Source organism: Citrobacter sp. ANG330 (genome assembly GCF_047467925.1).
Classification (GTDB): Bacteria; Pseudomonadota; Gammaproteobacteria; order Enterobacterales; family Enterobacteriaceae; genus Citrobacter_A; species Citrobacter_A amalonaticus_G.
Window position 1 is genome coordinate 39,825 of the sequence record NZ_JASJUI010000009.1, and the last position, 24,505, is coordinate 64,329.

A 24,505-nucleotide genomic window follows, 5' to 3' on the forward strand; every position below is an offset into this window, starting at 1 on the left:
TGGCAAGTGGCTGAGTAACCGTACTTATAACAACGCTGTTTTTTCACTGTATTTGACCGAAGCCAGGGCAACGGCACTAAAACAATCACACTTTTCTGTGACTGGCGTTACAATCGATCTCAGTCACAATTCTCAAATCAGAAGAGTATTGCTAATGAAAAACATCAATCCAACGCAGACTTCTGCCTGGCAGGCACTACAAAAACACTTTGACGACATGAAAGACGTTACCATCGCGGATCTGTTCGCGAAGGATAACGATCGTTTCAGCAAGTTCTCTGCAACGTTTGACGATCTGATGCTGGTGGATTACTCCAAAAACCGCATCACCGAAGAGACGCTGGCGAAACTGCAGGATCTGGCGAAAGAGACCGATCTGGCGGGTGCCATCAAATCCATGTTCTCCGGCGAGAAAATCAACCGTACGGAAGACCGTGCAGTGCTGCATGTGGCGCTGCGTAACCGTAGCAATACCCCGATTATGGTTGACGGCAAAGATGTGATGCCGGAAGTCAACGCGGTGCTGGAGAAGATGAAATCGTTCTCTGAAGCGATCATCTCCGGTAACTGGAAAGGTTATACCGGTAAAGCGATCACTGACGTAGTCAACATCGGTATCGGCGGCTCCGACCTCGGCCCGTTCATGGTGACCGAAGCGCTGCGTCCGTACAAAAATCACCTGAATATGCACTTTGTGTCTAACGTCGACGGTACCCATATCGCCGAAGTGCTGAAGAAAGTGAATCCGGAAACCACTCTATTCCTGGTCGCATCCAAGACCTTCACCACGCAGGAAACCATGACCAACGCCCACAGCGCGCGTGACTGGTTCCTGAAATCCGCCGGTGATGAAAAACACGTTGCCAAACACTTCGCTGCACTGTCGACCAATGCGAAAGCGGTTGGTGAATTCGGCATTGATACCGCCAACATGTTCGAGTTCTGGGACTGGGTGGGCGGACGTTATTCACTGTGGTCTGCGATTGGCCTGTCGATCATCCTGTCTGTCGGTTATGACAACTTTGTGCAACTGCTGTCCGGCGCGCACGCGATGGATAAGCACTTCTCGACCACGCCTCTGGAAAGCAACCTGCCGGTGCTGCTCGCGCTGATCGGTATCTGGTACAACAATTTCTTCGGTGCCGAAACCGAAGCCATCCTGCCGTACGACCAGTATATGCACCGCTTCGCGGCCTACTTCCAGCAGGGCAACATGGAATCCAACGGGAAATACGTTGACCGTAACGGCAACCCGGTGGATTACCAGACGGGCCCGATCATCTGGGGGGAACCGGGAACCAACGGTCAGCACGCGTTCTACCAGTTGATCCATCAGGGAACCAAAATGGTGCCTTGTGACTTCATCGCCCCGGCGATTACCCATAACCCGCTGTCCGATCACCATCCGAAGCTGCTGTCTAACTTCTTCGCCCAGACCGAAGCGCTGGCGTTCGGGAAATCCCGCGAAGTGGTGGAACAGGAATATCGTGACCAGGGTAAAGATCCGGCGACGCTGGAACACGTGGTGCCGTTCAAAGTGTTTGAGGGCAACCGCCCGACTAACTCCATCCTGCTGCGTGAAATCACCCCGTTCAGCCTGGGTGCGCTGATCGCGCTGTATGAGCACAAAATCTTTACGCAGGGCATCATCCTGAACATCTTTACCTTCGACCAGTGGGGCGTTGAGCTGGGTAAACAGCTGGCAAACCGTATTCTGCCGGAGTTGAAAGATGATAACGCGATCGAAAGCCACGACAGCTCGACTAACGGGTTGATTAACCGTTATAAAGCCTGGCGTTAATCTGCCGCTATCCGGTCTACCTCGTCTGTAGGCCGGATAAGCGCAGCGCCATCCGGCAGCCATCCGGCAAATTAATAATAAAATCAGCCGATATTATTATCGGCTTTTTTATAAGATAATTCCGGTTGTTCGTGTTGTTCTCTACAGTTCTATATTGAGCATAATCCTAAAATAATAAATAACCGGAAAATAACTCCGTGTTATTTTAGGATAATACGGATCGTTCAGATAACATATTTTAATGATAACTTGTTGTTTTTAAGGTTTATTGTTATTTTCATTAAAATGAATAATTCAACAAAAGTCCAATTATCCTAAAACCATTCCGCTATTTCCCCCTGCCGTAATTCGCATGCTTTAGTTGTGTATACTCGATCTCGCCCGAAATGCTTTGGGTAAATCTCCATTCATTCAATGAAGGGAAATTGTTATGAAAAAAGTTCTGTATGGCATTTTTGCCATATCTGCGCTTGCGGCGAGTTCTGTCTATGCAGCCCCCGTTCAGGTGGGTGAAGCAGCAGGATCGGCGGCAACGTCGGTGTCGGCGGGTAGCTCCTCCGCCTCCAGCGTGAGCACCGTAAGCTCGGCGGTGGGTGTCGCTCTGGCGGCAACCGGCGGCGGTGACGGTTCCAATACCGGGACCACTACCACCACGACCACCAGTACCCAGTAACACCGGTACGTTTAACTCTAACCACACTTCGGTGTGGTTATTTTGCCCCTCTGGAGAAGAGTCGTGAAGCGACCTGCACTCATACTACTTTGCCTGCTGTTACAGGCCTGCTCAGCCACTACAAAACAGCTGGGCAACACATTGTGGGACAGTCTGTTTGGCACGCCAGGCGTACAGCTGACGGACGATGACATTCAAAACATGCCCTACGCCAGCCAGTACATGCAGCTCAACGGCGGGCCACAGCTGTTTGTGGTGCTTGCCTTCGCAGAGAACGGACAGCAGAAATGGGTGACGCAGGATCAGGCCACCCTTGTCACTCAGCATGGTCGACTGGTGAAAACGCTGCTGGGTGGGGACAATCTGATCGATGTGAATAACCTCGCAGAAGATCCGCTCAACAAACCGAATCAGATCGTCGACGGGGCCACCTGGACCCGCACGATGGGCTGGACGGAATACAAGCAGGTGCGCTATGCCACCGCGCGCTCCGTCTTTACCTGGGTGGGCAATGATACGGTAACCGTCGGCAGCGAAGAGACGCCGGTGCGCGTGCTGGACGAAACCGTCACCACCGCTCAAACCCGCTGGCATAACCGTTACTGGATCGATAACGAAGGGCAGATTCGCCAGTCAGAACAATATCTGGGGGCGAACTTCTTCCCGGTGAAAACCACGCTGATTAAGGCGGCAAAATCATGATGAAACAGACTATTGCAGCGCTGATTTTCAGCCTGAGCGCGTCATCTGTTTTTGCTGCGGGGACCGTTAAGGTCATTAGTGCCGGTAGCACAGAGCCGAAAACGCTTACCGGCGCTGAGCATCTTATCGATCTGGTGGGGCAGCCCAGACTGGCGAACAGCTGGTGGCCCGGTGCGGTGATCAGCGAGGAGAAGGCGACAGCAGAGGCACTGGCGCAGAAACAGGCACTCACCGGACGTCTGGCGGCATTGAGCGCCGATGCCAGTAGTGATAACGCCGCTGCACTTAACGCGCTACGTCAGCAAATACAGGCGCTTAAAGTGACCGGCAGGCAGCTGGTGAATCTCGATCCGGACATCGTGCGGGTCAGCGAGCGCGGCAATCCGCCTCTTCAGGGCAACTACACGCTATGGGTCGGCGGGCAGCCGACAGAGGTGATGCTGTTCGGCCTGATTAGCCGCCCCGGTAAGCAGCCATTTATGCCAGGGCGTGACGTGGCGAGCTATCTCGAAGGGCAAAACCGGCTCAGCGGTGCGGATCGCAGCTATGCGTGGGTGGTTTATCCCGATGGACGAACGCAAAAAGTGCCGGTCGCTTACTGGAATCAGCGACACGTTGAACCCATGCCTGGCAGCCTCATTTTTGTCGGACTGGATGAGTCCTTCTGGAGCAGCGAGCCGGAGGCGCTGAATGCCGATATTCTTCACACCCTGATGCAGCGGATACCCGAATAATGAAAAAAACACATCTGCTCAGCTTGCTGGCGCTGGGCATCAGCGCAGCCTGCTACGGCGAAACGTATCCGGCGCCGATTGGCCCCTCTCAGTCGGATTTTGGCGGCGTGGGATTATTACAGACCCCAACCGCGCGCATGGCGCGTGAAGGGGAGTTGAGCCTCAACTATCGTGATAACGATCAGTACCGTTATTACTCCGCGTCCGTGCAGCTTTTCCCCTGGCTGGAAACCACGCTGCGCTACACCGATGTACGAACCAAACCCTACAGCAGCGTCGAGTCGTTTTCCGGCGATCAAACCTACAAAGATAAGGCGTTCGATCTGAAGCTGCGGCTATGGGAAGAGAGCTATTGGATGCCGCAGGTGTCGGTTGGCGCACGAGATATCGGCGGGACCGGCCTGTTCGATGCGGAATACCTCGTGGCAAACAAAGCCTGGGGACCGTTTGATTTCTCGCTCGGCCTCGGCTGGGGCTATCTGGGCACCAGCGGCAACGTCAGCAATCCGCTTTGTTCTTATAGCGATAAATATTGCTATCGCGATAACAGCTATAAACAGGCCGGTTCTATTGATGGCAGCCAGATGTTCCATGGTCCGGCGTCGCTGTTTGGCGGTGTTGAGTACCAGACGCCCTGGCAACCTCTGCGGCTGAAGCTGGAATATGAAGGCAACAATTATCAGCAGGATTTTGCGGGCAAGCTGGAACAAAAAAGCAAGTTTAACGTCGGCGCCATTTACCGCGTCACCGATTGGGCCGACGTTAACCTCAGCTACGAACGCGGCAATACTTTTATGTTTGGGGTGACGTTACGGACCAATTTCAACGACTTGCGACCATCGTATAACGATAACGCGCGACCAAAATATCAGCCGCAACCACAGGACGCGATCCTGCAACACTCGGTGGTGGCGAACCAGTTGACGCTGCTGAAATACAACGCCGGGCTGGCAGATCCGCAGATTCAGGTGAAAGGCGACACGCTGTACGTGACCGGTGAGCAAGTGAAATACCGCGACTCGCGCGAAGGGATCGAACGGGCGAATCGGATCGTGATGAACGATCTGCCAGAGGGGATCCGTACGATCCGCGTGACGGAAAATCGTCTTAACCTGCCACAGGTCACCACCGAAACGGACGTCAGCAGCCTGAAACGCCATCTGGAAGGCGAACCTCTGGGACATGAAACGCCGCTGGCGCAACAACGCCTTGAACCGATTGTGCCGGAAAGCACCGAGCAGGGCTGGTATATCGACAAGTCGCGCTTCGATTTCCACCTCGATCCGGTGCTGAACCAGTCCGTGGGTGGGCCTGAAAACTTCTATATGTACCAGTTGGGCGTTATGGCGACGGCGGATCTGTGGGTGACCGATCACCTGCTGACCACCGGAAGCCTGTTTGGCAATCTCGCCAATAACTACGATAAATTCAACTACACCAATCCGCCGAACGATTCGAAACTGCCGCGTGTGCGTACCCGCGTGCGTGAATATGTGCAGAACGACGTTTATGTGAACAATCTGCAGGCTAACTACTTCCAGTACTTTGGTAACGGTTTCTATGGTCAGGCCTACGGTGGTTATCTTGAAACCATGTATGGCGGGGCGGGGGCAGAAGTGTTGTACCGTCCGGTCGACAGTAACTGGGCGTTTGGTTTAGATGCCAACTACGTGAAGCAGCGTGACTGGCGCAGCGCGCAGGACATGATGAAATTCACCGATTACAGCGTCAAGACCGGCCATCTGACGGCCTACTGGACGCCGTCATTTGCCCAGGACGTGCTGGTGAAAGCAAGCGTCGGGCAGTATCTGGCGGGCGATAAGGGCGGCACGCTGGATATCTCTAAACGCTTTGACAGCGGCGTGGTGGTGGGTGGTTACGCCACGCTTACCAACGTCTCGCCGGATGAGTATGGCGAAGGGGATTTCACCAAAGGCGTCTACGTGTCGATTCCGCTGGATCTCTTCTCGTCCGGCCCGACCCGCAGTCGTGCGGCCATTGGCTGGACGCCGTTGACGCGTGATGGCGGTCAGCAGCTCGGACGTAAATTCCAGCTCTATGATATGACCAGCGATAAAAGTGTGAATTTCCGCTGAGGTCACAGGGCTTTATCCAGCCGGGAGACTGGCTGGGTTACCTGCATAGATGCCAGTATCGTTGCCATCCGGGGGCTATTAGAGCCGTTTTTCCATGACGTGAAGCGTAGCGGTCTGCGACGTGGTAGTAAAAAAAGTGTCTTTCACAAAGGTCATTCCCTGCTGTTCATAGAACTGACGTGCCCGGGGGTTATCCGCCAGTACCTCCAGCCAGATCCGCGTTTCCCCTTGCGCTTTGGCCTGGCGGACCACTTCGGCAAAAAGCTGTTCACCGTACTGTTTGCCGGTTGCGCCCGGCATAAGGTAGATCTTATGCAGCAATGTCCCCGGCGGGCCTTGCGGCTCAATGGCCTGATGTAACGAATACTTCGCAAAACCAATCGGGACGTCAGTAAATGCGATCAACCAGAAGGTCCCCGCTTCTGCGAGACTTCTGGCGATGGCGGGCAGCGAATATTCCTGCTCAAGATACGCTGCCAGTTCGTCATCATTTTTCCACAGATGGGCAAAATGATGACGATAGCTGGTATATCCCATTGTGCTCAACAGGCTGGCATCGTCGCGTACTGCCATTTGAAACCGAAGCATTTCGCCTTCCTTTCAGAATGTTAGGGTTGAAAGGATTGTCACACCCTTTTCTGGTTGCACAAAACATAAACAAAAAATATAGATCTCCGTCACATTTTTGCGTTATACAGGAACCTCACCACTGAGAAAGAGGTGCTGTTATGACGTCACTCTCTCGTCCGCGCGTGGAGTTTATCTCTACGATCCTACAGACCGTGTTGAACCTCGGGCTGTTGAGTCTGGGCCTGATCCTGGTCGTATTCCTCGGCAAAGAGACGCTGCATCTGGCAGATGTCCTCTTCGCGCCTGAGCAAGCCAGCAAGTATGAGCTGGTGGAAGGGCTGGTTGTCTACTTTCTTTATTTCGAATTTATCGCGCTGATTGTGAAGTACTTTCAGTCGGGTTTTCACTTTCCGCTGCGCTATTTCATCTATATCGGGATCACCGCGATTGTCCGGCTGATCATTGTCGATCACAAGTCGCCAATGGACGTGTTGATCTACTCGGCAGCGATCCTGCTGCTGGTGATCACCCTCTGGATGTGTAATTCGAAACGCCTGAAGCGCGAGTAGGCCGTGTGTCCAGGTTGCCTGATGGCGCTGCGCTTATCAGGCCTACGATGGACGGTAGAGCGAATAAAAAGCGAGTTGCCGCCATCCGGCAGACAAAAAAAAGGGCGCTCCGTGGAGCGCCGAATTACAGTCACAAGTTGGATAAAACAAGTTGAGGGTGCAGTGGCATTACTACGATGAAACTTAACCTTTGACGCCGCCCGCCGTCAGGCCGTTGACCAGCCAGCGCTGCGCCAGCAGGAAGACCAGAGTGATTGGAATCGCAGACAGCACCGCCGCAGCGGCAAAATCGCCCCACAGATAGTTTTGCGGGTTGAGGTACTGCTGCATCCCGACCGCCAGGGTGTAGCTGTTCACATCACGCAGCAACAGTGAGGCAACCGGTACTTCGGTGATGGCGGCAATGAACGACAGAATAAAGACCACCGCCAGAATCGGCACCGACAGCGGCAGCAGCACCAGGCGGAACGCCTGCCACGGGGTTGCGCCATCCAGTGCGGCCGCTTCTTCCAGCGAGCCGTCGATGGTTTCGAAATAGCCTTTGATGGTCCACACATGCAGTGCGATACCGCCAAGATAGGCGAAGATCACCCCGCCGTGGGTGTTCAGACCGATAAACGGAATATACTGACCGAGGCGATCAAACAAGGCATATAACGCCACCAGCGACAGCACTGCCGGGAACATCTGGAAAATCAGCATACCTTTGAGCAGCGTGGCTTTACCGGGGAAACGCATACGGGCAAAGGCGTAGGCACAGGTCGTTGACAGCGCCACGATGCCGATTGCGGTGATCCCGGCGATTTTCACCGAGTTCCACAGCCATAACAGCACCGGGAAGGGGGGCGGCGTGACGCGGCCATCAGCGTGTTCAACGCTAAAGCCCAGCGCCAGCCGCCAGTGCTCCCAGGAGATTTTTTCCGGGATCAGGCTCCCGGTGGCAAAGTTACCTTCACGCAACGAGATGGCGATAACCATCAGCAGCGGGAACATGATCGCCGCGATGAAAATCAGCAGCCCGAGATGCGTGATGAAGAGACGCAACTTTTGAGATTTGGGTTGGACCATAGCCATAATATTTCTTTACTCCTTAATACCGCTCCAGACTGGCTGCGCCAATGACGCCTGGTGATTCTGATTAATCAAACTTCATGCGTGTGGCTTTCAGATTCACAATCGCCAGGGCGCCGACCAGCAGGAAGATCAGCGTGGCGATAGCTGCCGCCAGGCCAAAGTCCTGACCGCCGCCGCCTTCAAAGGCGATGCGATAGGTGTAGCTCACCAGCAGGTCGGTATACCCGGCTGGCGTGGTCGTTCCGAGACGATCCGGGCCTCCGTTGGTCAACAGTTGAATCAGCACGAAGTTGTTAAAGTTAAAGGCGAAGCTGGCGATCATCAGCGGCGTCAGCGGCTTGATCAGCAGCGGGAGCGTAATCTTAAAGAAATTCTGGAATGGGCCAGCGCCATCCATTGCTGAGGCTTCGTACAGATCGTCCGGAATCGCTTTCAATAGGCCCATGCACAGGATCATCATGTACGGATAACCCAGCCAGGTATTGACGATAATGATCATCGAACGGGCGGTGGTCGGGTCGCTGAACCACGCCGGTTTAATGCCAAACAGTGCGCTCAGCATCATGTTGATTTCACCAAAGCTCTGGTTGAACAGACCTTTGAAGATCAGAATCGAGATAAACGACGGCACGGCGTAGGGCAGAATCAGCAGGACGCGGTAAATCGCTTTCCCTTTCAGCGACTCCCACTGCACGAGACACGCCAGCACCATACCCACGGCGACGGTCAGAATGACGGTCAGCACTGAGAAAACCACCGTCCACACGAAGATGGCGAAGAACGGCTTCTGGATCCCTTCGTCCGTAAAGACGCGGGTAAAGTTATCCCAGCCGATGGTCACGGTATAGCCCGGACTCAGCTTCTCATCACCCCAGTTGCCGTCCGCATTGATGGACTGGTAGTAACCAATGTCGTTATTGGCGCGATACTTCATACCGCTCTGATTGTTGGTCAACGTGCCGTCATCGGCAAGGGTGTACAGCGGCTGCGTACCGGAGAACTGGCGCAGCGAGCTCATGATCACTTTGCTGTCATCGGGCATCACGGCGGTAATCTGATTCAGTGCCTGACGATTCTGGGTGATGATGCGCAGCGTTGCGCGTTCAGCGGTCGGCAGGGCGTCCGTCTCTTTCAGCGCCAGCTTTTGCTCACCGCCAAATTTAAAGGCGTCGGAGAGGTAATTCTTTCCGGTTTCACCGTCGGTGAGGGCCAGTTGCCACTCTTCGCCGGCCGGATACAGGCCGAAGTTAAAGGTCTTACCCGCCTGGTAAGAACGGTCCATCAGCACCTGTTGCGCGCGCTCAAAGGTGAGCTGGTTGGTGCTGCTGTAGTTGGTAAAGGCGATGGCGATGGTACAAATCAGCGGAAACAGGACGAACAGCCCCATACCGGCCATGCCAGGGTAAACGTAGCGCCAGGCGTAGGTCTTACGGTTGGCAAAAATGTACAGGCCAGCAGAGCTTAAAATCAGCGTCATGATGGCGAACAGATATTCCCCTTGTGCGTACATTAAAACTACAAGGTAACCCACCAGCAGGCCCAGCAGACCCATCGCTGACCACTTCAGCGTGTCGCTTTGCCACCAATGTTTCTTTTTAATGACATCCATGGGGATCTTCCTCTACAACGATGAAATCTTGTCGTAAATGTGCCTGATGGCGCTGTGCTTATCAGGCCTACAAACGTCTGTAGGCCGGATAAGGCATTTATGCCGCCATCCGGCACATCGACAGCGTTACTTGGTGATACGGCCCTGCGCATCTTTCAGAGCCGCGTCAACGGTCTGACGACCACTGGCGGCGTTGATGACAGCCGTACGAACCGCGTACCAGAACGCAGACATCTGCGGGATGTTCGGCATGATTTCGCCTTTCTGGGCGTTATCCATAGTGGCGGCGATGCGCGGGTCTTTCGCTAACTGATCCTGGTAGGATTTCAGCGCTACGGCGCCCAGCGGTTTGTCCTTGTTCACTTCTTCCAGACCCTGATCGGTCAGCAGGTAGTTTTCCAGGAACTCTTTCGCCAGTTCTTTGTTCGGGCTGGCGGCGTTAATACCGGCACTCAGCACGCCGACGAACGGCTTGGACGGTTTGCCTTTGAAGGTCGGCAGCAGCGTCACACCGTAATTCACTTTGCTCTTATCGATGTTCGACCATGCCCACGGACCGTTGATGGTCATTGCGGTGTCGCCTTTGTTAAAGGCCGCTTCGGCGATGGAGTAATCGGTGTCGGCATTCATGTGTTTGTTCTTGATGAGGTCAACCAGGAAACCCAGACCCGCTTTCGCGCCTGCGCTGTCGACGCCCACATCTTTCACATCGTATTTGCCGTTTTCAAACTTGAACGCGTAACCGCCGTCGGCAGCAATCAGCGGCCAGGTGAAGTACGGTTCTTGCAGGTTGAACATCAGCGCGCTCTTACCTTTCGCCTTCAGCTCTTTATCCAGCGCCGGAATTTCTTCCCAGGTCTTCGGTGGGTTTGCCACCAGGTCTTTGTTGTAAATCAGCGACAGCGCTTCAACCGCGATCGGATAGGCGATCAGCTTGCCGTTGTAACGCACGGCATCCCAGGTGAACGGATAGAGTTTGTCCTGGAACGCTTTATCCGGCGTGATTTCAGCCAACAGACCAGACTGTGCGTAACCGCCAAAACGATCGTGCGCCCAGAAGATGATGTCCGGACCGTCACCGGTTGCCGCGACCTGCGGGAATTTTTCTTCCAACTTGTCCGGGTGCTCGATGGTCACTTTAATCCCGGTGTCTTTCTCGAATTTTTTACCCACTTCGGCCAGGCCGTTATAGCCTTTATCGCCGTTAATCCAGATAACCAGTTTACCTTCTTCAATTTTGGCCAGAGCCGGTGCGGAAATCATCATTGCTGCGAGGGCGGACAATGCGAAAACGCGTGCGCCAGTCTTGATCTTCATATCTGCCATCCTTTTGGTGATGTGCTCGTGGTAAGACTTCAGTGGTTCAACGTGACTCAGTCTCCTTATTTGACATCCTCTTTCCATCCTCCTTAACCCTACGCCCCACCCGCTCTTTATGTGATCTGTGTTGCAGAAATGTGAGTAATGCGTACTGGCGCACATAAAAACAGACTCATTTTTGCGGGGAATATCACGAAATTACGCGATGTCCCCCGGCCAGGGTCTCAGTCTTCCTTCCCTCATCCTCCCGACTCCTCCCCCATAAAAAAGCCGGGGGGTGGAGGATTTACGCACGCAGTGAATCCCGCATAGTCGGGCCATCATGAATGTTGCTGTCAATGACAGGTTGTAACGAAGGGAGAAGGCATGGCGAGCGTACAGCTGCGAAATGTAACGAAAGCCTGGGGTGATGTGGTGGTATCGAAGGATATCAATCTCGACATTCACGAAGGGGAGTTCGTGGTGTTTGTTGGACCGTCAGGCTGCGGCAAATCGACCCTGCTCCGTATGATTGCCGGACTTGAAACGATTACCAGCGGAGACCTCTATATTGGGGAAACCCGTATGAACGATGTCCCGCCTGCCGAACGTGGCGTCGGGATGGTCTTCCAGTCCTACGCGCTCTATCCCCATTTGTCCGTTGCCGAAAATATGTCGTTTGGCCTGAAACTGGCGGGCGCGAAAAAAGAGGTAATGAATCAGCGTGTTAACCAGGTTGCAGAAGTGCTGCAACTGGCGCATCTGCTGGAGCGTAAACCGAAAGCCCTTTCAGGGGGGCAGCGTCAGCGCGTGGCGATTGGCCGAACGCTGGTGGCGGAACCGCGTGTGTTCCTGCTCGATGAACCCCTCTCCAACCTTGACGCCGCGCTGCGCGTGCAGATGCGTATCGAAATCTCCCGTCTGCATAAACGCCTGGGTCGCACGATGATCTATGTCACTCACGATCAGGTCGAAGCGATGACGCTGGCTGACAAAATCGTGGTGCTTGACGCCGGTCGCGTCGCCCAGATTGGCAAGCCGCTGGAGCTGTATCACTACCCGGCAGATCGCTTCGTCGCGGGCTTTATCGGTTCGCCGAAGATGAACTTCCTGCCGGTGAAAGTCACCGCGACGGCCATTGACCAGGTACAGGTTGAACTGCCGAACCGTCAGCACGTCTGGTTGCCGGTCGACAGCCGCGATGTGCAGGTGGGCGTAAACATGTCGCTGGGTATCCGTCCGGAACACCTGCTGCCCAGCGATATCGCCGATGTCACGCTGGAAGGCGAGGTTCAGGTCGTCGAACAGCTTGGTCACGAAACACAGATTCATATCCAGATCCCCGCCCTGCGTCAAAACCTGGTGTACCGCCAGAACGACGTGGTGTTGGTAGAAGAGGGCGCCACATTCGCTATTGGCCTGCCGCCAGAACGTTGTCATCTGTTTCGTGAGGATGGCACTGCATGTCGTCGGTTGCATAAAGAGCCAGGCGTTTAAGGTGTTCCATTAAAAAAAAGCGCAAAGCCCTACGGTGAAGCGTTCAAAGAAAAGCAATGATCTCAGGAGATAGAATGATGATTACTCTGCGCAAACTCCCTCTGGCGGTTGCCGTCGCAGCAGGCATTATGTCTGTTCAGGCAATGGCCGTAGATTTCCATGGTTATGCTCGTTCCGGTATCGGCTGGACGGGTAGTGGCGGCGAACAACAATGTTTCCAGGCGACCGGTGCTCAAAGTAAGTACCGTCTGGGTAACGAATGTGAAACTTACGCAGAAATTAAACTGGGCCAGGAAGTCTGGAAAGAGGGCGATAAGAGCTTCTATTTTGACACTAACGTTGCCTACTCTGTTGCCCAGCAGAATGACTGGGAAGCCACCGACCCGGCATTCCGTGAAGCGAACGTCCAGGGTAAAAACCTGATCGACTGGCTGCCGGGCTCCACCATCTGGGCAGGTAAGCGCTTCTATCAGCGTCATGACGTCCATATGATCGACTTCTACTACTGGGATATTTCAGGTCCTGGTGCCGGTATCGAAAACATCGACCTGGGATTCGGCAAGCTGTCTCTGGCTGCCACCCGTTCTCAGGAAGCGGGCGGCTCGTACATCTTTAGCAGCAATGATATCTATAGCCGTTACAAAGACACGGCGAACGACGTTTTCGACGTGCGTTTAGCCGGTCTGGAAACCAACCCGGACGGCGTGCTGGAGCTGGGTGTTGACTATGGTCGTGCGAACAAAACTGACGGTTACAGCTATGCCGACGGCGCCACTAAAGACGGCTGGATGTTCACCGCTGAACACACGCAGAGCATGCTGAAAGGCTACAACAAGTTTGTGGTTCAGTACGCCACTGACGCGATGACCACTCAGGGTAAAGGGATCCCACAAGGCTCCTTCACGGGCAACAGCTACAACCCTGATACGGAAATTGGCGTCGTTAACAACGAAATCAACAACAACGGTAGTCTGGTGCGTATCCTCGACCACGGTGCTATCTCTCTGGGCGACCGTTGGGACCTGATGTACGTCGGTATGTATCAGGATATCGACCGTGACGATAACAACGGTTCAACCTGGTACACCGTCGGTGTGCGTCCGATGTTCAAATGGACACCGATCATGAGCACCCTGATGGAAATCGGCTACGACAACGTGAAGTCTCAGCGTACTGACGACACCAACAACCAGTACAAAATCACTCTGGCACAACAGTGGCAGGCTGGCGACAGCATCTGGTCCCGCCCGGCTATTCGTGTTTTCGCCACCTACGCGAAGTGGGATGAGAAATGGGGTTACGACAACGGCATCGCCTATAGCGATACCAGCGCGCGCACCTACAGCCGTGGCGACAACGATGAGTGGTCCTTCGGTGCTCAGATGGAAATCTGGTGGTAATCCGGCACTAACCTGACGTTGCGAGGGGCGTAAGCCCCTCCCAAACTGCTGCAATGTCCGATGGCGCAAGCTTATCGGGCCTACTGCACCCGTTTGTAGGCCGGATAAGGTGTCCGCCGCCATCCGGCATCATCTGGTTTAGCGCGCTATTGCCTGGCCACCGCTGAACCCATGCTTTCTGAGGTGATAACAATGAAAATGAAGAAAAGTCTCGTCGCCCTTTGTTTATCCGCAGGGTTATTTGCCAGTGCGCCGGGCATCAGCCTGGCTGACGTGAATTACGTTCCACAGAATACCAGCGCCGCACCGACGATTCCGACGGCGGCCCTCCAGCAGTTAACCTGGACGCCGGTTGACCAGTCCAACACGCAAACTACACAGCTTTCTACCGGCGGTCAGCGTCTTGACGTGGCTGGCATTTCCGGGCCTGTCGCCGCGTACAGCGTACCGGCGAATATCGGCGAATTGAACATTACGCTTTCCAGTGAAGTGAACAAACAAACCAGTGTGTTTGCGCCCAACGTCCTGATTCTCGATCAGAACATGACGCCTTCTGCCTTCTTCCCCAGCAGCTATTTCACCTACCAGGAGCCGGGCGTAATGAGCGCGGATCGTCTGGAAGGGGTGATGCGCCTGACGCCAGCGCTGGGGCAGCAGAAGCTCTATGTTCTGGTCTTTACGACCGAGAAAGATCTCCAGCAGACCACCAAACTGCTCGATCCGGCGAAAGCCTATGCCAAAGGCGTGGGTAACTCCGTGCCGGATATCCCGGACCCGATCGCCCGCCATACCACCGACGGCCTGCTGAAGCTGAAAGTGAAAACCAACAGCAGTTCCAGCGTGCTGGTAGGGCCACTGTTTGGTTCTTCCGGCCCGGGTCCGGTGACGGTGGGTAACACTGCCGCACCTGCACCGACCTACGCGGCACCGGTTGCTGCGCCGGTGGCGGCACCTGCGCCCGCGAAGAAAAGCGAGCCGATGTTGAACGACACCGAAAGCTACTTTAACAAAGCGATTAAAGACGCCGTCGCCAAAGGCGACGTTGATAAAGCGCTGAAACTGCTTGATGAAGCTGAACGTCTGGGATCGACATCTGCCCGTTCCACCTTTATCAGCAGTGTAAAAGGCAAGGGGTAATCTTCTCCCCACATTGCTGATTTGCAACAACTGGTGCGTCTTCTGGCGCACCTTTTTTTTAGCATTTCCTGCGATTTGTTACGTTTCTGTTGCGCAACAGATCACTTAATTATGTTTCCATCTCCCGTAAGCACTTTTCTGCGATACAATGCCTTTCAGTTATGAAACGGAGAGTCAGGCATGTCACACCCCGCGTTAACGCAACTGCGTGCGCTGCGCTATTTTGAAGAGATCCCCGCTCTGGACCCAGAACAGCTCGACTGGCTGCTACTGGAAGATTCCATGACAAAACGTTTTGAGCAGCAGGGAAAACGGGTCACTGTGACACTGATCAGGGAAGGTTTTGTCGGTCAAAACGACGTGGTGGAAGAGCTAACGCGACTGCCAAAAGAATCCCGCTACTGGCTGCGCGAAATCTTGCTCTGTGCCGATAGTGAACCCTGGTTAGCCGGACGAACCGTGGTGCCTGAATCCACGCTGTCTGGCCCCGAACTTGCCTTACAAAATTTGGGCAAGACCCCGCTGGGGCGTTATCTGTTTACATCATCGACGTTGACCCGAGATTTTATTGAGATTGGTTGTGATGCGGGACTGTGGGGACGCCGTTCCCGACTACGTTTGAGCGGTAAGCCGCTGATGCTGACCGAACTGTTTTTACCTGCATCGCCGTTGTACTAAGAGGAAAATAAAATGGAGTGGAGTCTGACGCAGAATAAGCTACTGGCGTTTCACCGCTTGATGCGTACGGATAAGCCCATCGGCGCCTTGTTGTTGCTCTGGCCAACGCTGTGGGCGTTATGGGTGGCAACCCCTGGCGTCCCCCAACTGTGGATTCTGGCGGTGTTTGTCGCTGGAGTCTGGCTGATGCGTGCCGCTGGGTGCGTGGTCAATGACTATGCCGATCGCAAATTCGACGGGCATGTTAAACGCACGGCGAACCGCCCGTTGCCCAGCGGCGCGGTGACGGAAAAAGAGGCCCGGACACTGTTTGTGGTGCTGGTACTGCTCGCTTTTCTGCTGGTATTAACGCTCAACACCATGACCATATTGCTGTCGGTTGCAGCACTGGCTCTGGCGTGGGTCTATCCGTTTATGAAGCGTTACACCCACCTGCCGCAGGTGGTGCTGGGGGCGGCGTTTGGCTGGTCAATCCCGATGGCCTTTGCGGCGGTGAGTGAGTCGGTGCCGTTGAGCTGCTGGCTGATGTTCCTGGCAAACATTCTGTGGGCGGTGGCCTACGATACCCAATACGCGATGGTTGACCGCGATGACGATCTGAAAATCGGCATTAAATCGACCGCCATTCTGTTTGGCGAACATGACAAGCTGATCATCGGTATTTTACAGGTGGGCGTGATGGCGCTGATGGCGCTGATCGGCTGGCTGAATGGTCTGGGGCTGGGTTATTACTGGTCTGTGCTGGTCGCTGGCGCGCTGTTTGTTTATCAACAGAAACTGATTGCCAACCGCGAGCGCGAAGCCTGCTTTAAAGCGTTTATGAATAATAACTACGTCGGGCTGGTGTTGTTTATCGGTCTGGCGATGAGTTACTGGCATTTATAAAGCATCTTGCCCGATGGCGCTGCGCTTACCAAACTGTAGGCCGGATCAGGCGGAACGCCGCCATCCGGCAATCTGACATAAAAAAGCCGGTCATCTTGACCGGCTTTTCTCTGCATTACTCGCTCTGCGTTGCGCTCTCGATGGTGAGGCGTACATCCGACGTGATCAGTTCCGCCAGCATCTGATACACCTTCATCGTTTCGCCCGGCTCCGCATTGCCGGTATCGCTGATGTAACCCTCGTCACGCAGGGTCAGCACCAGTGAGCTGAACACCGCCTTGTCGAAGAATTCCGGTGCGTTAATGCCGTGCAACACGGACAGACGCTGCGCCACGGTGCGGCTCTCTTTCTCCAGCGTCCCGCGGTTAATCGACGGGTTGGCGCTCAGCAGCCAGAAGGTGATGGCATAACGCTGCAGTGTTTCGCGCGCCCCTGCGGCCAGCAGTTGCAGCGTACGGGAATGAGCCGGGTTGATATGCAGTTCTGCATCCTGAACCGTTATCAGCCCCTGACGCTGCATCTCTGCTGCCAGGGCATCAATCACGCCAGCCAGTTCATCGCGCTCCCAGCGCAGGAATAGCTCGGCTTTCAGCATCGGATACAGCACGTCAACGTGTTCCAGTAACGCTTCGCGGGAAATATGACGATGCTGGGTGACGATCGCCGCCATCAGTGACGGCAGCACCAGCATATGCGCGATGTTATTGCGATAGTAGGTCATCAGAACCGCCTGCTCGCGCGGCAGAATGATGATATCGCCAATGGTATCCTTCTCGACTTCAAACTTGTTCATTTGTAGCGCATGATCGATAAGATCGCTGGCGCTGACAGATGGGACCGTGGAGTCGGTGGAATACGGCACATTGCGCATCAGATCCAAATAGCAGTTGAGTTGTTCCGTCAACTGCTCGCGGGTCAGCGAACGCTGGCGAGAGGCTAACAGCGCGGTGCAACACAGGTTCATGGCGTTCGCCGCACCCGCGTTGTTAATACGCACCATCAGCTCTGCTGCAATCCCGTTTACCGTTGGCGTCAGCCAGGCCGGACGTATTGCTTCGATAGGATCGATTGACTCGCGCCACTCCGGCACGTGGTGATTCAGGTACGTCATCAGCGGCATCGGCTCGCCAAAGTTAACGTAGCCCTGGCCGAGATTACGCAGCTTGCTCAGGCCACGCAGCATCTGCGGCAGGCTTTCTTTCTCTTTAGTCGCGCCGCGCAGCTCTTTGGCATAGGTTCCCACTTCCATCACGTGTTCGTAACCGATGTAAATCGGCACCAGGGTGATCGGACGGGTGCCGCCGCGCAACATCGCCTGAATGGTCATCGACAGCGTGCCGGTTTTCGGATCCAGCAGACGACCGGTACGGGAACGCCCGCCTTCGACAAAGTATTCAACCGAGTAGCCACGACTGAACAGTTCGCCCAGATACTCACGGAAAACCGTGGAATAGAGCTTATTGCCCTTAAAGGTACGACGAATAAAGAAGGCGCCCAGGCGGCGGAAGATCGGACCTGCCGGCCAGAAGTTCAGGTTGATACCTGCAGCGATGTGCGGCGGCACCAGCCCCTGGTGGTATAACACGTACGAAAGCAGCAGATAGTCCATATGGCTGCGGTGGCAGGGCACATAGACAATTTCGTGCCCGTCGTGCGCCAGTTGCCGGACGCGCTCCGCGTTGTGAACGTTAATCCCCTGATACAGCCGGTTCCAGGTGAAGCCCAGAATACGGTCGGTCAGGCGAATCATCTCGTAAGAGAAGTTGGCGGCGATCTCTTCCATCAGCGCAATCGCGTTTTGCTGCGCCTTTTCATGGGAGATTTTTTTGCTGCGCGCTTCATCTTCTACCGCACGGGCAATTGCTTTGGACGCCAGCAGCTTGTTGAAGAGATCCTGACGCGCAGGCAGGCGCGGCCCCACAGCGGCCAGGCGCTGACGGGCGAAGTGCATACGCGCCACGCGCGCCAGTTTCTGCGCGATGGTTTTATCCGTGCCGTGCTCATCGGCCATTCGGCGCAGAGAGACGGAAGGCGAGAAGCGGACAAAGCTGTCGCGGCCAAGCCAGGAGACGGCAAAGAACTTCTGTATGCCGTTAAGCATGCGCAGCGGCGGGTTCACTTCACCTTTTTCACGGCCCGGAGAGCGTCCAAACATCACCGATACCGGCACCATTTGCACATCCAGATCCGGGTTGCTGCGGTGCAGGTCGAGATAGTTATGGAACAGCTTGATGGACTCTTCTTTCGGCGTGTAATAAGTGAAGACACGCGGACCGCCGTGAATGAACACATAGCGCGGCAACTGTGTGCCATCGATCTCCAGCGGCTCTAACGGGTCGGGGAGATCGTGCGCCAGACATTGCGCTCGCAGGGTCAGCAAGTCCGCTTTGGAGTTGTACGGTAAAACGTACATAATTGGACGAGAGGTATCGAGTCCCAATTCCGGGGCAGGATCTGCCGGAATAGACTTACTTTTTACCAGTACGCTTAATGGTAAATTCAGGATTTTGTAGTAAATTCGTGGCCAGCCGGACATAAACGATGTAAAGCCTCTGGTTAATAATGCAATTGCGATGCAAGGATATCAGAAAGTCATGTGAATTTCTGGTGTATCCCGTCATACTTCGCGCCGCGTTGCCGTTACTCGAATCACATGAGTTAACAAGACAATGTCATTGACGCCAATAATGTAAAAAGGTTCTTTTAATGGCTAATAATACCACTGGATTCACCCGAATTATCAAAGCGGCAGGCTATTCCTGGAAAGGTTTTCGCGCCGCGTGGATTAACGAGGCGGCGTTCCGTCAGGAAAGCATAGCGGTGTTGTTGGCCGTGGCGGTCGCCTGCTGGCTGGATGTGGATGCCATTACGCGCGTACTGCTGATAGGCTCCGTCATGCTGGTCATGATTGTTGAAATTCTCAACAGCGCCATTGAGGCCGTGGTGGACCGTATCGGCTCTGATTATCACGAGCTCTCTGGTCGCGCTAAAGATATGGGATCGGCTGCGGTGCTGCTCTCAATCATTGTGGCGTTGATCACCTGGGGTCTCCTGCTGTGGTCACATTTTCGCTAAGGTTTTTCGACCCTGATTCCATAACCGGTTAAATCTGCTGTTGAATGTGCAGTTTGTGGTTCCAAAATCACCTTTAGCTGTATATACTCACAGCATAACTGTATATACACCCAGGGGGCGGAATGAAAGCGTTAACGGCCAGGCAACAAGAGGTGTTTGATCTCATTCGGGATCACATCAGCCAGACAGGTATGCCACCGACGCGTGCGGAGATCGCGCAGCGTTTGGGGTTCCGTTCCCCAAACGCGGCTGAAGAACACCTGAAAGCGCTGGCGCGTAAAGGTGCGATTGAAATCGTCTCTGGCGCTTCACGCGGCATTCGACTGTTGCAGGAAGAAGAAGAGGGCTTACCGCTCATCGGTCGCGTAGCGGCGGGTGAACCGCTGCTGGCACAGCAGCACATCGAAGGCCATTATCAGGTTGATCCGTCGCTGTTTAAGCCGAATGCCGATTTCCTGCTGCGCGTCAGCGGAATGTCGATGAAAGACATCGGCATTATGGATGGCGATTTGCTGGCGGTACACAAAACCCAGGACGTGCGTAACGGCCAGGTGGTGGTGGCGCGTATCGATGACGAAGTGACGGTCAAGCGCCTGAAAAAACAGGGCAATAAAGTAGAACTGCTGCCCGAAAACAGCGAATTTAAACCGATCCTGGTTGACCTTCGCGAACAGAATTTTACCATCGAAGGATTGGCCGTTGGCGTCATCCGTAATGGTGAATGGCTGTAGTATTTCTGTAGGCCGGATAAGGCGTTTACGCCGTTATCCGGCACTCTCACCACTCTCGTTATGACCTCTTCTCAGGCTCGTCTCCATGCCGTTTTTTGCTTCTGCTGACAAAGCACTCTGGCGCCTCGCCTTACCCATGATTTTCTCCAATATTACGGTTCCGTTGCTGGGACTGGTGGATACGGCGGTCATTGGACATCTGGACAGCCCCGTCTATCTCGGCGGTGTGGCAGTAGGCGCAACCGCAACCAGTTTTCTGTTCATGCTGTTGCTCTTTTTACGCATGAGCACTACCGGACTGACGGCGCAGGCGTTCGGTGCGAAGGATCCTCAGGCGCTGGCGCGTGCGCTGGTACAACCGCTGATTCTGGCGCTGGGCGCGGGAGCCTTGATTGCACTGTTTCGCACGCCGATTATTGACCTGGCGCTGCACATTGTCGGCGGTAGTGAAGCGGTGCTGGAGCAGGCCCGGCGGTTTCTGGCGATTCGCTGGCTGAGCGCTCCAGCCTCGCTGGCGAATCTGGTCCTGCTCGGCTGGTTACTGGGCGTACAGTATGCGCGTGCGCCGGTGATCCTGCTGGTTGTTGGCAATATCCTGAACATTGTGCTCGATCTCTGGCTGGTGATGGGGCTGCACATGAACGTGCAAGGGGCCGCACTGGCAACGGTGATCGCAGAATATGCGACGTTGCTGATCGGTCTGTTGATGGTACGTAAGGTGCTGCGTCTGCGCGGTGTTTCATTTTCCATGCTCAAACAGGCCTGGCGCGGGAATATTCGCCGGCTTCTGGCGCTCAATCGCGACATCATGCTGCGTTCGTTGCTTCTGCAACTCTGCTTTGGCGCTATCACTGTACTTGGCGCAAGGCTTGGCAGCGATATCATCGCCGTCAACGCCGTGCTCATGACGTTGCTGACGTTTACGGCTTATGCATTGGATGGCTTTGCCTACGCCGTGGAAGCGCATTCCGGCCAGGCTTATGGCGCTCGCGACGGCAGTCAGTTACTGGAAGTCTGGCGGGCGGCGTGCCGCCAGTCCGGCATTGTGGCGCTCCTGTTTTCACTGGTCTATCTGCTGGCGGGCGAACAGATTGTCGCGTTGCTCACCTCACTGCCGCAAATCCAGCAACTGGCCGATCGCTATCTGCTCTGGCAGGTGATTTTGCCTCTGGTCGGCGTCTGGTGCTATCTGCTGGATGGCATGTTTATCGGTGCCACGCGGGCGGCTGAAATGCGCAACAGCATGGCGGTAGCTGCTGCCGGATTTGCGCTGACGCTATTGGCGTTACCCGCGCTGGGGAATCATGGTTTGTGGCTGGCGCTGGCGGTATTTCTGGCGCTGCGTGGCCTCTCTTTAGCCTTCATCTGGCGGCGCCACTGGCGAAACGGCACCTGGTTTTCGGCAGCGTAACGGTTAAAAATTCTGAATAGTGAATCGAACCCAGAATCCCTGACTACACTTAATATCACGTCCAGCAGAAAACGTAACGACGTTGGATGATACAGACTCGCTATTCACAACCTAATGAAGAGGACTTTATGATGAATAAAGACGAAGCCGGTGGTAACTGGAAGCAACTCAAAGGTAAAGTGAAAGAGCAATGGGGCAAACTGACCGACGATGATATGACGGTCATTGAAGGTAAACGTGACCAACTGGTAGGTAAAATCCAGGAACGTTACGGCTACGCAAAAGATCAGGCGGAAAAAGAGGTCGGTGACTGGGAAACCCGTAACGACTACCGCTGGTAAATCGACTCCTGCCCGAAAAGTACAAGGATGTACTCCCCACTGTTTGCTTTAATGCTTTGAGCGGCAGCGTTTGCCGCTCAGATTGTTAGCGCGGTTTCTTTTTCACCTGAATGGTATGATCGTGCTGACACTCGTCAGGGTGACGACAAGCCTCAACTTCCACGCACGCTGAACATAATCCATGTGCTTCAATCACATTGTGGCGCAGGGCAAATCCCATCTTCGCCGCCAGCGTATGCATAATGTCTTCCACGCCTTCCGCACACTCTTCCTTCACTGCACCGCAGCGGTCGCAGATAAACATCGCAGAAGTATGGGTTGGCTGATCGAACAGATAGCACAAAACATAGCTGTTGGTGGATTCGACCTTATGTACAAACCCTTGTTCAAGCAGGAAATCCAGTGCGCGATAGACCGTTGGCGGCTTGGCCTGCGGTTCTGATTCACGCAGTAAATCCAGCAGATCGTAAGCGCTAATCGCCCCTTCTTGCAGGCTCATCAGACGCAACACTTCGAGGCGCTGTGGGGTCAGGCGCACATTGCGTTGCGCGCACAGTTTTTCAGCTTGCGCCAGCAACTCTTGCGTTGTGGTCTTTTCCATCAGGCACCTCGGATTGTGTGGGATAAGAAAACCCTCACTTTATCATGTTATGGGAGAAACGCCGAGTTCCTCCCCGGCACGATAAATCGCCTGCTAATCTTTCCCTGTTTCGCATTCTCTTCTATACATATTGATGGCTGTCACATAACAAAAGCGTTCCAGCAAGTTCTGCATGGAGCGAATAGCGTCATCTTTATCCATTTTATCACAGCAATAGTCCTACTCAGCCGCGCTGATACTGGCTGAGGCATTATTTCACCTGCAAATAAAATAGGCTTACTGTGAATAAAAATTTTAATTTTTCGGTGGTGGCAATTGCGGTCTCGTTCCTGGTTTCACACCAGGCGAACGCGGCGAATACCTGGGCGGAAGCGCGTAACGATGCGATGGGCGGAACGGGCGTGGCGTCGGCAAATTATGGCAGCGGGGTCCTCATTAACCCGGCGTTGCTGGCGAAAGCGAAGCCTGAAGACAGTGTTACCGTGATTCTTCCGGCGGTCGGTGCACAAATCACCGACAAAGATAATCTTCAGGATGAAATTGATGAGATCAGCGACAAAATCGATTACTACGATGATGTGGTTGATAATCTGACGCCGCAGGACGTTTTGCTCAATCCTCGCGGCGTGTTGAATCAGTTTCAGGGCGCGGCACGCGATCTTGCTGATGAACTCGAATACCTGAAAGGGAAAACGGCACGCGCCAGTGCAGGGGCGGGTCTGGCGGTGAGCATTCCCAATGAGACGCTTTCCCTGGCTTTCGTGGCGAAAGGCTACGCGCATGGACGGGTCAGTTCATCCATTGATCAGGGTGATATTGACTATCTGCGCCGGATTGAGGGCAGCGATACCTATGCGCTCGTTGAAGCAGGGAAGGCGGCGATTGAAGGCTCAGATGAGATAACCAAACACCTCAACTCCACGGCATCGGGACGCGCGGCAATTGTTTCAGATTATGGTATCGCCGTTGCCCGACAGTTTGCGTTCGGTGATGTGCCGGTGTCGATTGGCGTCACGCCAAAACTGCAAAAAACCTGGCTCTACAATTACACCACGTCTATCTATAACTACGACAGTAGTGACTGGAACAGCAGCCGTTATCGCAATGACGACACCGGTTTTAACGTCGACGCCGGGATTGCGGCAGATTTTGGTGAACACTGGACGGTGGGGATCAGCGGGCAGAACCTCATTTCACGCGATCTGGATACCAAATCGATCACTATCACCCACGGCATGACGGGTGAAACGCGAAACTACAAAGACACATACCAGATTCGCCCGCTGGTCACCGCCGGGGTGGCCTGGCAAAATGAGCTTGTCACGCTGAGCGCCGACGGGGATCTTACTGAAACCAAAGGCTTTAAGAGTGAAGACAACTCACAGTACGTGGGTGTCGGTGCCGAAGTTCGGCCAGTAAACTGGCTGGCAGTGCGTGCGGGTTATCGTGCTGACGTGAAAGATAACGACAGCAACGTCTTTACCGGCGGTATCGGGTTTGCCCCGTTCAATCGTGTCCATCTTGATTTGATGGGACTGTATGGCGAGGACGAAACCTGGGGCGCAGGCGCGCAGGTCAGCGTGACGTTCTGATGAAGATGACGGGGCATTATGCCCCGTCTT

Annotated in this window: 22 protein-coding genes; 16 read left to right on the forward strand and 6 right to left on the reverse strand. The window is 54.4% G+C overall.

Annotation, left to right across the window (positions count from 1 at the left end; translation table 11 throughout):
* Window positions 1–154: 154 nt before the first annotated feature.
* The 5 genes from pgi (at window position 155) to QNN88_RS17990 (ending at window position 6,006) form a co-directional block, all read left to right on the forward strand.
* Window positions 155–1,801: a glucose-6-phosphate isomerase gene (pgi, locus tag QNN88_RS17970; RefSeq protein ID WP_414241411.1), complete on the forward strand. Its 1,647-nt coding sequence runs from the start codon at window positions 155–157 to the stop codon at window positions 1,799–1,801.
* A gap of 430 nt (window positions 1,802–2,231) precedes the next feature.
* Complete coding sequence (yjbE, locus tag QNN88_RS17975; RefSeq protein WP_042321038.1) at window positions 2,232–2,474, forward strand: exopolysaccharide production protein YjbE; 243 nt, start codon at window positions 2,232–2,234, stop codon at window positions 2,472–2,474.
* Between the two features lie 63 nt (window positions 2,475–2,537).
* Window positions 2,538–3,176 (forward strand): YjbF family lipoprotein, encoded by a 639-nt coding sequence (locus tag QNN88_RS17980; protein WP_414241412.1) that lies wholly within the window; start codon window positions 2,538–2,540, stop codon window positions 3,174–3,176.
* Window positions 3,173–3,910 (forward strand): capsule biosynthesis GfcC D2 domain-containing protein, encoded by a 738-nt coding sequence (locus QNN88_RS17985; RefSeq protein ID WP_414241413.1) that lies wholly within the window; start codon window positions 3,173–3,175, stop codon window positions 3,908–3,910. Before QNN88_RS17980 ends, QNN88_RS17985 begins: the two co-directional genes overlap by 4 nt.
* Window positions 3,910–6,006 carry a YjbH domain-containing protein gene (locus QNN88_RS17990; RefSeq protein WP_414241414.1) on the forward strand — a complete coding sequence of 699 codons (2,097 nt, stop codon included), beginning with the start codon at window positions 3,910–3,912 and terminating at the stop codon, window positions 6,004–6,006. Before QNN88_RS17985 ends, QNN88_RS17990 begins: the two co-directional genes overlap by 1 nt.
* Before the next feature lie 78 nt (window positions 6,007–6,084).
* Here QNN88_RS17990 and QNN88_RS17995 read toward each other — a convergent pair whose 3' ends face one another.
* Window positions 6,085–6,594, reverse strand: a complete 510-nt coding sequence (locus tag QNN88_RS17995; RefSeq protein WP_414241415.1) for an N-acetyltransferase family protein — start codon at window positions 6,592–6,594, stop codon at window positions 6,085–6,087.
* Between the two features lie 140 nt (window positions 6,595–6,734).
* On the opposite strand from QNN88_RS17995, the gene psiE reads away from it, so the two are divergent.
* Entirely contained in the window at window positions 6,735–7,145 is a 411-nt protein-coding gene (gene psiE / locus QNN88_RS18000) for a phosphate-starvation-inducible protein PsiE (protein ID WP_042999025.1), read from the forward strand.
* Window positions 7,146–7,328: 183 nt separating this feature from the next.
* Here psiE and malG read toward each other — a convergent pair whose 3' ends face one another.
* The 3 genes from malG to malE all read right to left on the reverse strand — a co-directional run bounded on the left by malG (window position 7,329) and on the right by malE (window position 11,145).
* On the reverse strand, window positions 7,329–8,219 hold the full coding sequence (gene malG, locus QNN88_RS18005; protein ID WP_414241416.1) for a maltose ABC transporter permease MalG: 891 nt from the start codon (window positions 8,217–8,219) through the stop codon (window positions 7,329–7,331).
* A gap of 64 nt (window positions 8,220–8,283) precedes the next feature.
* Complete coding sequence (gene malF / locus QNN88_RS18010) at window positions 8,284–9,828, reverse strand: maltose ABC transporter permease MalF (RefSeq protein ID WP_414241417.1); 1,545 nt, start codon at window positions 9,826–9,828, stop codon at window positions 8,284–8,286.
* A gap of 126 nt (window positions 9,829–9,954) precedes the next feature.
* Entirely contained in the window at window positions 9,955–11,145 is a 1,191-nt protein-coding gene (malE, locus tag QNN88_RS18015) for a maltose/maltodextrin ABC transporter substrate-binding protein MalE (RefSeq protein ID WP_414241418.1), read from the reverse strand.
* Between the two features lie 369 nt (window positions 11,146–11,514).
* On the opposite strand from malE, the gene malK reads away from it, so the two are divergent.
* The 5 genes from malK to ubiA all read left to right on the forward strand — a co-directional run bounded on the left by malK (window position 11,515) and on the right by ubiA (window position 16,724).
* A complete protein-coding gene (malK, locus tag QNN88_RS18020) occupies window positions 11,515–12,624 on the forward strand; it encodes a maltose/maltodextrin ABC transporter ATP-binding protein MalK (RefSeq protein WP_414241419.1) in 1,110 nt (369 codons plus the stop codon).
* 74 nt (window positions 12,625–12,698) lie between these two features.
* Window positions 12,699–14,024: a maltoporin gene (locus tag QNN88_RS18025; RefSeq protein WP_414241420.1), complete on the forward strand. Its 1,326-nt coding sequence runs from the start codon at window positions 12,699–12,701 to the stop codon at window positions 14,022–14,024.
* Between the two features lie 192 nt (window positions 14,025–14,216).
* The gene (gene malM, locus QNN88_RS18030; RefSeq protein ID WP_414241421.1) at window positions 14,217–15,161 is read left to right on the forward strand and encodes a maltose operon protein MalM; all 945 of its coding nucleotides are present in this window, start codon (window positions 14,217–14,219) and stop codon (window positions 15,159–15,161) included.
* 180 nt (window positions 15,162–15,341) lie between these two features.
* On the forward strand, window positions 15,342–15,839 hold the full coding sequence (gene ubiC / locus QNN88_RS18035; protein ID WP_414241422.1) for a chorismate lyase: 498 nt from the start codon (window positions 15,342–15,344) through the stop codon (window positions 15,837–15,839).
* 12 nt (window positions 15,840–15,851) lie between these two features.
* A complete protein-coding gene (gene ubiA / locus QNN88_RS18040; RefSeq protein ID WP_414241423.1) occupies window positions 15,852–16,724 on the forward strand; it encodes a 4-hydroxybenzoate octaprenyltransferase in 873 nt (290 codons plus the stop codon).
* 115 nt (window positions 16,725–16,839) lie between these two features.
* Here ubiA and plsB read toward each other — a convergent pair whose 3' ends face one another.
* Window positions 16,840–19,260: a glycerol-3-phosphate 1-O-acyltransferase PlsB gene (plsB, locus tag QNN88_RS18045; protein ID WP_414241424.1), complete on the reverse strand. Its 2,421-nt coding sequence runs from the start codon at window positions 19,258–19,260 to the stop codon at window positions 16,840–16,842.
* Between the two features lie 170 nt (window positions 19,261–19,430).
* Here plsB and QNN88_RS18050 point away from each other — a divergent pair, with 170 nt between their 5' ends.
* The 4 genes from QNN88_RS18050 (at window position 19,431) to QNN88_RS18065 (ending at window position 22,282) form a co-directional block, all read left to right on the forward strand.
* Window positions 19,431–19,799, forward strand: coding sequence for a diacylglycerol kinase (locus QNN88_RS18050; protein WP_414241425.1), 369 nt, complete (start codon window positions 19,431–19,433; stop codon window positions 19,797–19,799).
* A gap of 122 nt (window positions 19,800–19,921) precedes the next feature.
* Window positions 19,922–20,530 (forward strand): transcriptional repressor LexA, encoded by a 609-nt coding sequence (gene lexA, locus QNN88_RS18055; protein ID WP_042321072.1) that lies wholly within the window; start codon window positions 19,922–19,924, stop codon window positions 20,528–20,530.
* Window positions 20,531–20,615: 85 nt separating this feature from the next.
* Window positions 20,616–21,941: an MATE family efflux transporter DinF gene (gene dinF / locus QNN88_RS18060; protein WP_414241426.1), complete on the forward strand. Its 1,326-nt coding sequence runs from the start codon at window positions 20,616–20,618 to the stop codon at window positions 21,939–21,941.
* A gap of 131 nt (window positions 21,942–22,072) precedes the next feature.
* Window positions 22,073–22,282 carry a CsbD family protein gene (locus tag QNN88_RS18065; RefSeq protein WP_414241518.1) on the forward strand — a complete coding sequence of 70 codons (210 nt, stop codon included), beginning with the start codon at window positions 22,073–22,075 and terminating at the stop codon, window positions 22,280–22,282.
* An 85-nt stretch (window positions 22,283–22,367) separates the two neighbouring features.
* Here QNN88_RS18065 and zur read toward each other — a convergent pair whose 3' ends face one another.
* A complete protein-coding gene (gene zur, locus QNN88_RS18070; RefSeq protein WP_414241427.1) occupies window positions 22,368–22,883 on the reverse strand; it encodes a zinc uptake transcriptional repressor Zur in 516 nt (171 codons plus the stop codon).
* Window positions 22,884–23,164: 281 nt separating this feature from the next.
* Here zur and QNN88_RS18075 point away from each other — a divergent pair, with 281 nt between their 5' ends.
* On the forward strand, window positions 23,165–24,475 hold the full coding sequence (locus tag QNN88_RS18075; protein WP_414241428.1) for a conjugal transfer protein TraF: 1,311 nt from the start codon (window positions 23,165–23,167) through the stop codon (window positions 24,473–24,475).
* Window positions 24,476–24,505 lie beyond the last annotated feature (30 nt).

What these genes read in the sequence shown, in the direction of transcription:
- pgi (WP_414241411.1), top strand. Translation starts at nt 155, where the DNA reads ATGAAAAACATCAATCCAACGCAGACTTCTGCCTGGCAGGCACTACAA.
- psiE (WP_042999025.1), top strand. Translation starts at nt 6,735, where the DNA reads ATGACGTCACTCTCTCGTCCGCGCGTGGAGTTTATCTCTACGATCCTA.
- malG (WP_414241416.1), bottom strand. Translation starts at nt 8,219, where the DNA reads ATGGCTATGGTCCAACCCAAATCTCAAAAGTTGCGTCTCTTCATCACG.
- QNN88_RS17985 (WP_414241413.1), top strand. Translation starts at nt 3,173, where the DNA reads ATGATGAAACAGACTATTGCAGCGCTGATTTTCAGCCTGAGCGCGTCA.
- QNN88_RS17995 (WP_414241415.1), bottom strand. Translation starts at nt 6,594, where the DNA reads ATGCTTCGGTTTCAAATGGCAGTACGCGACGATGCCAGCCTGTTGAGC.
- plsB (WP_414241424.1), bottom strand. Translation starts at nt 19,260, where the DNA reads ATGTCCGGCTGGCCACGAATTTACTACAAAATCCTGAATTTACCATTA.
- QNN88_RS18025 (WP_414241420.1), top strand. Translation starts at nt 12,699, where the DNA reads ATGATGATTACTCTGCGCAAACTCCCTCTGGCGGTTGCCGTCGCAGCA.
- ubiC (WP_414241422.1), top strand. Translation starts at nt 15,342, where the DNA reads ATGTCACACCCCGCGTTAACGCAACTGCGTGCGCTGCGCTATTTTGAA.
- QNN88_RS17990 (WP_414241414.1), top strand. Translation starts at nt 3,910, where the DNA reads ATGAAAAAAACACATCTGCTCAGCTTGCTGGCGCTGGGCATCAGCGCA.
- yjbE (WP_042321038.1), top strand. Translation starts at nt 2,232, where the DNA reads ATGAAAAAAGTTCTGTATGGCATTTTTGCCATATCTGCGCTTGCGGCG.
- lexA (WP_042321072.1), top strand. Translation starts at nt 19,922, where the DNA reads ATGAAAGCGTTAACGGCCAGGCAACAAGAGGTGTTTGATCTCATTCGG.
- malK (WP_414241419.1), top strand. Translation starts at nt 11,515, where the DNA reads ATGGCGAGCGTACAGCTGCGAAATGTAACGAAAGCCTGGGGTGATGTG.
- zur (WP_414241427.1), bottom strand. Translation starts at nt 22,883, where the DNA reads ATGGAAAAGACCACAACGCAAGAGTTGCTGGCGCAAGCTGAAAAACTG.
- malM (WP_414241421.1), top strand. Translation starts at nt 14,217, where the DNA reads ATGAAAATGAAGAAAAGTCTCGTCGCCCTTTGTTTATCCGCAGGGTTA.
- ubiA (WP_414241423.1), top strand. Translation starts at nt 15,852, where the DNA reads ATGGAGTGGAGTCTGACGCAGAATAAGCTACTGGCGTTTCACCGCTTG.
- dinF (WP_414241426.1), top strand. Translation starts at nt 20,616, where the DNA reads ATGCCGTTTTTTGCTTCTGCTGACAAAGCACTCTGGCGCCTCGCCTTA.
- QNN88_RS18065 (WP_414241518.1), top strand. Translation starts at nt 22,073, where the DNA reads ATGAATAAAGACGAAGCCGGTGGTAACTGGAAGCAACTCAAAGGTAAA.
- malE (WP_414241418.1), bottom strand. Translation starts at nt 11,145, where the DNA reads ATGAAGATCAAGACTGGCGCACGCGTTTTCGCATTGTCCGCCCTCGCA.
- QNN88_RS18050 (WP_414241425.1), top strand. Translation starts at nt 19,431, where the DNA reads ATGGCTAATAATACCACTGGATTCACCCGAATTATCAAAGCGGCAGGC.
- malF (WP_414241417.1), bottom strand. Translation starts at nt 9,828, where the DNA reads ATGGATGTCATTAAAAAGAAACATTGGTGGCAAAGCGACACGCTGAAG.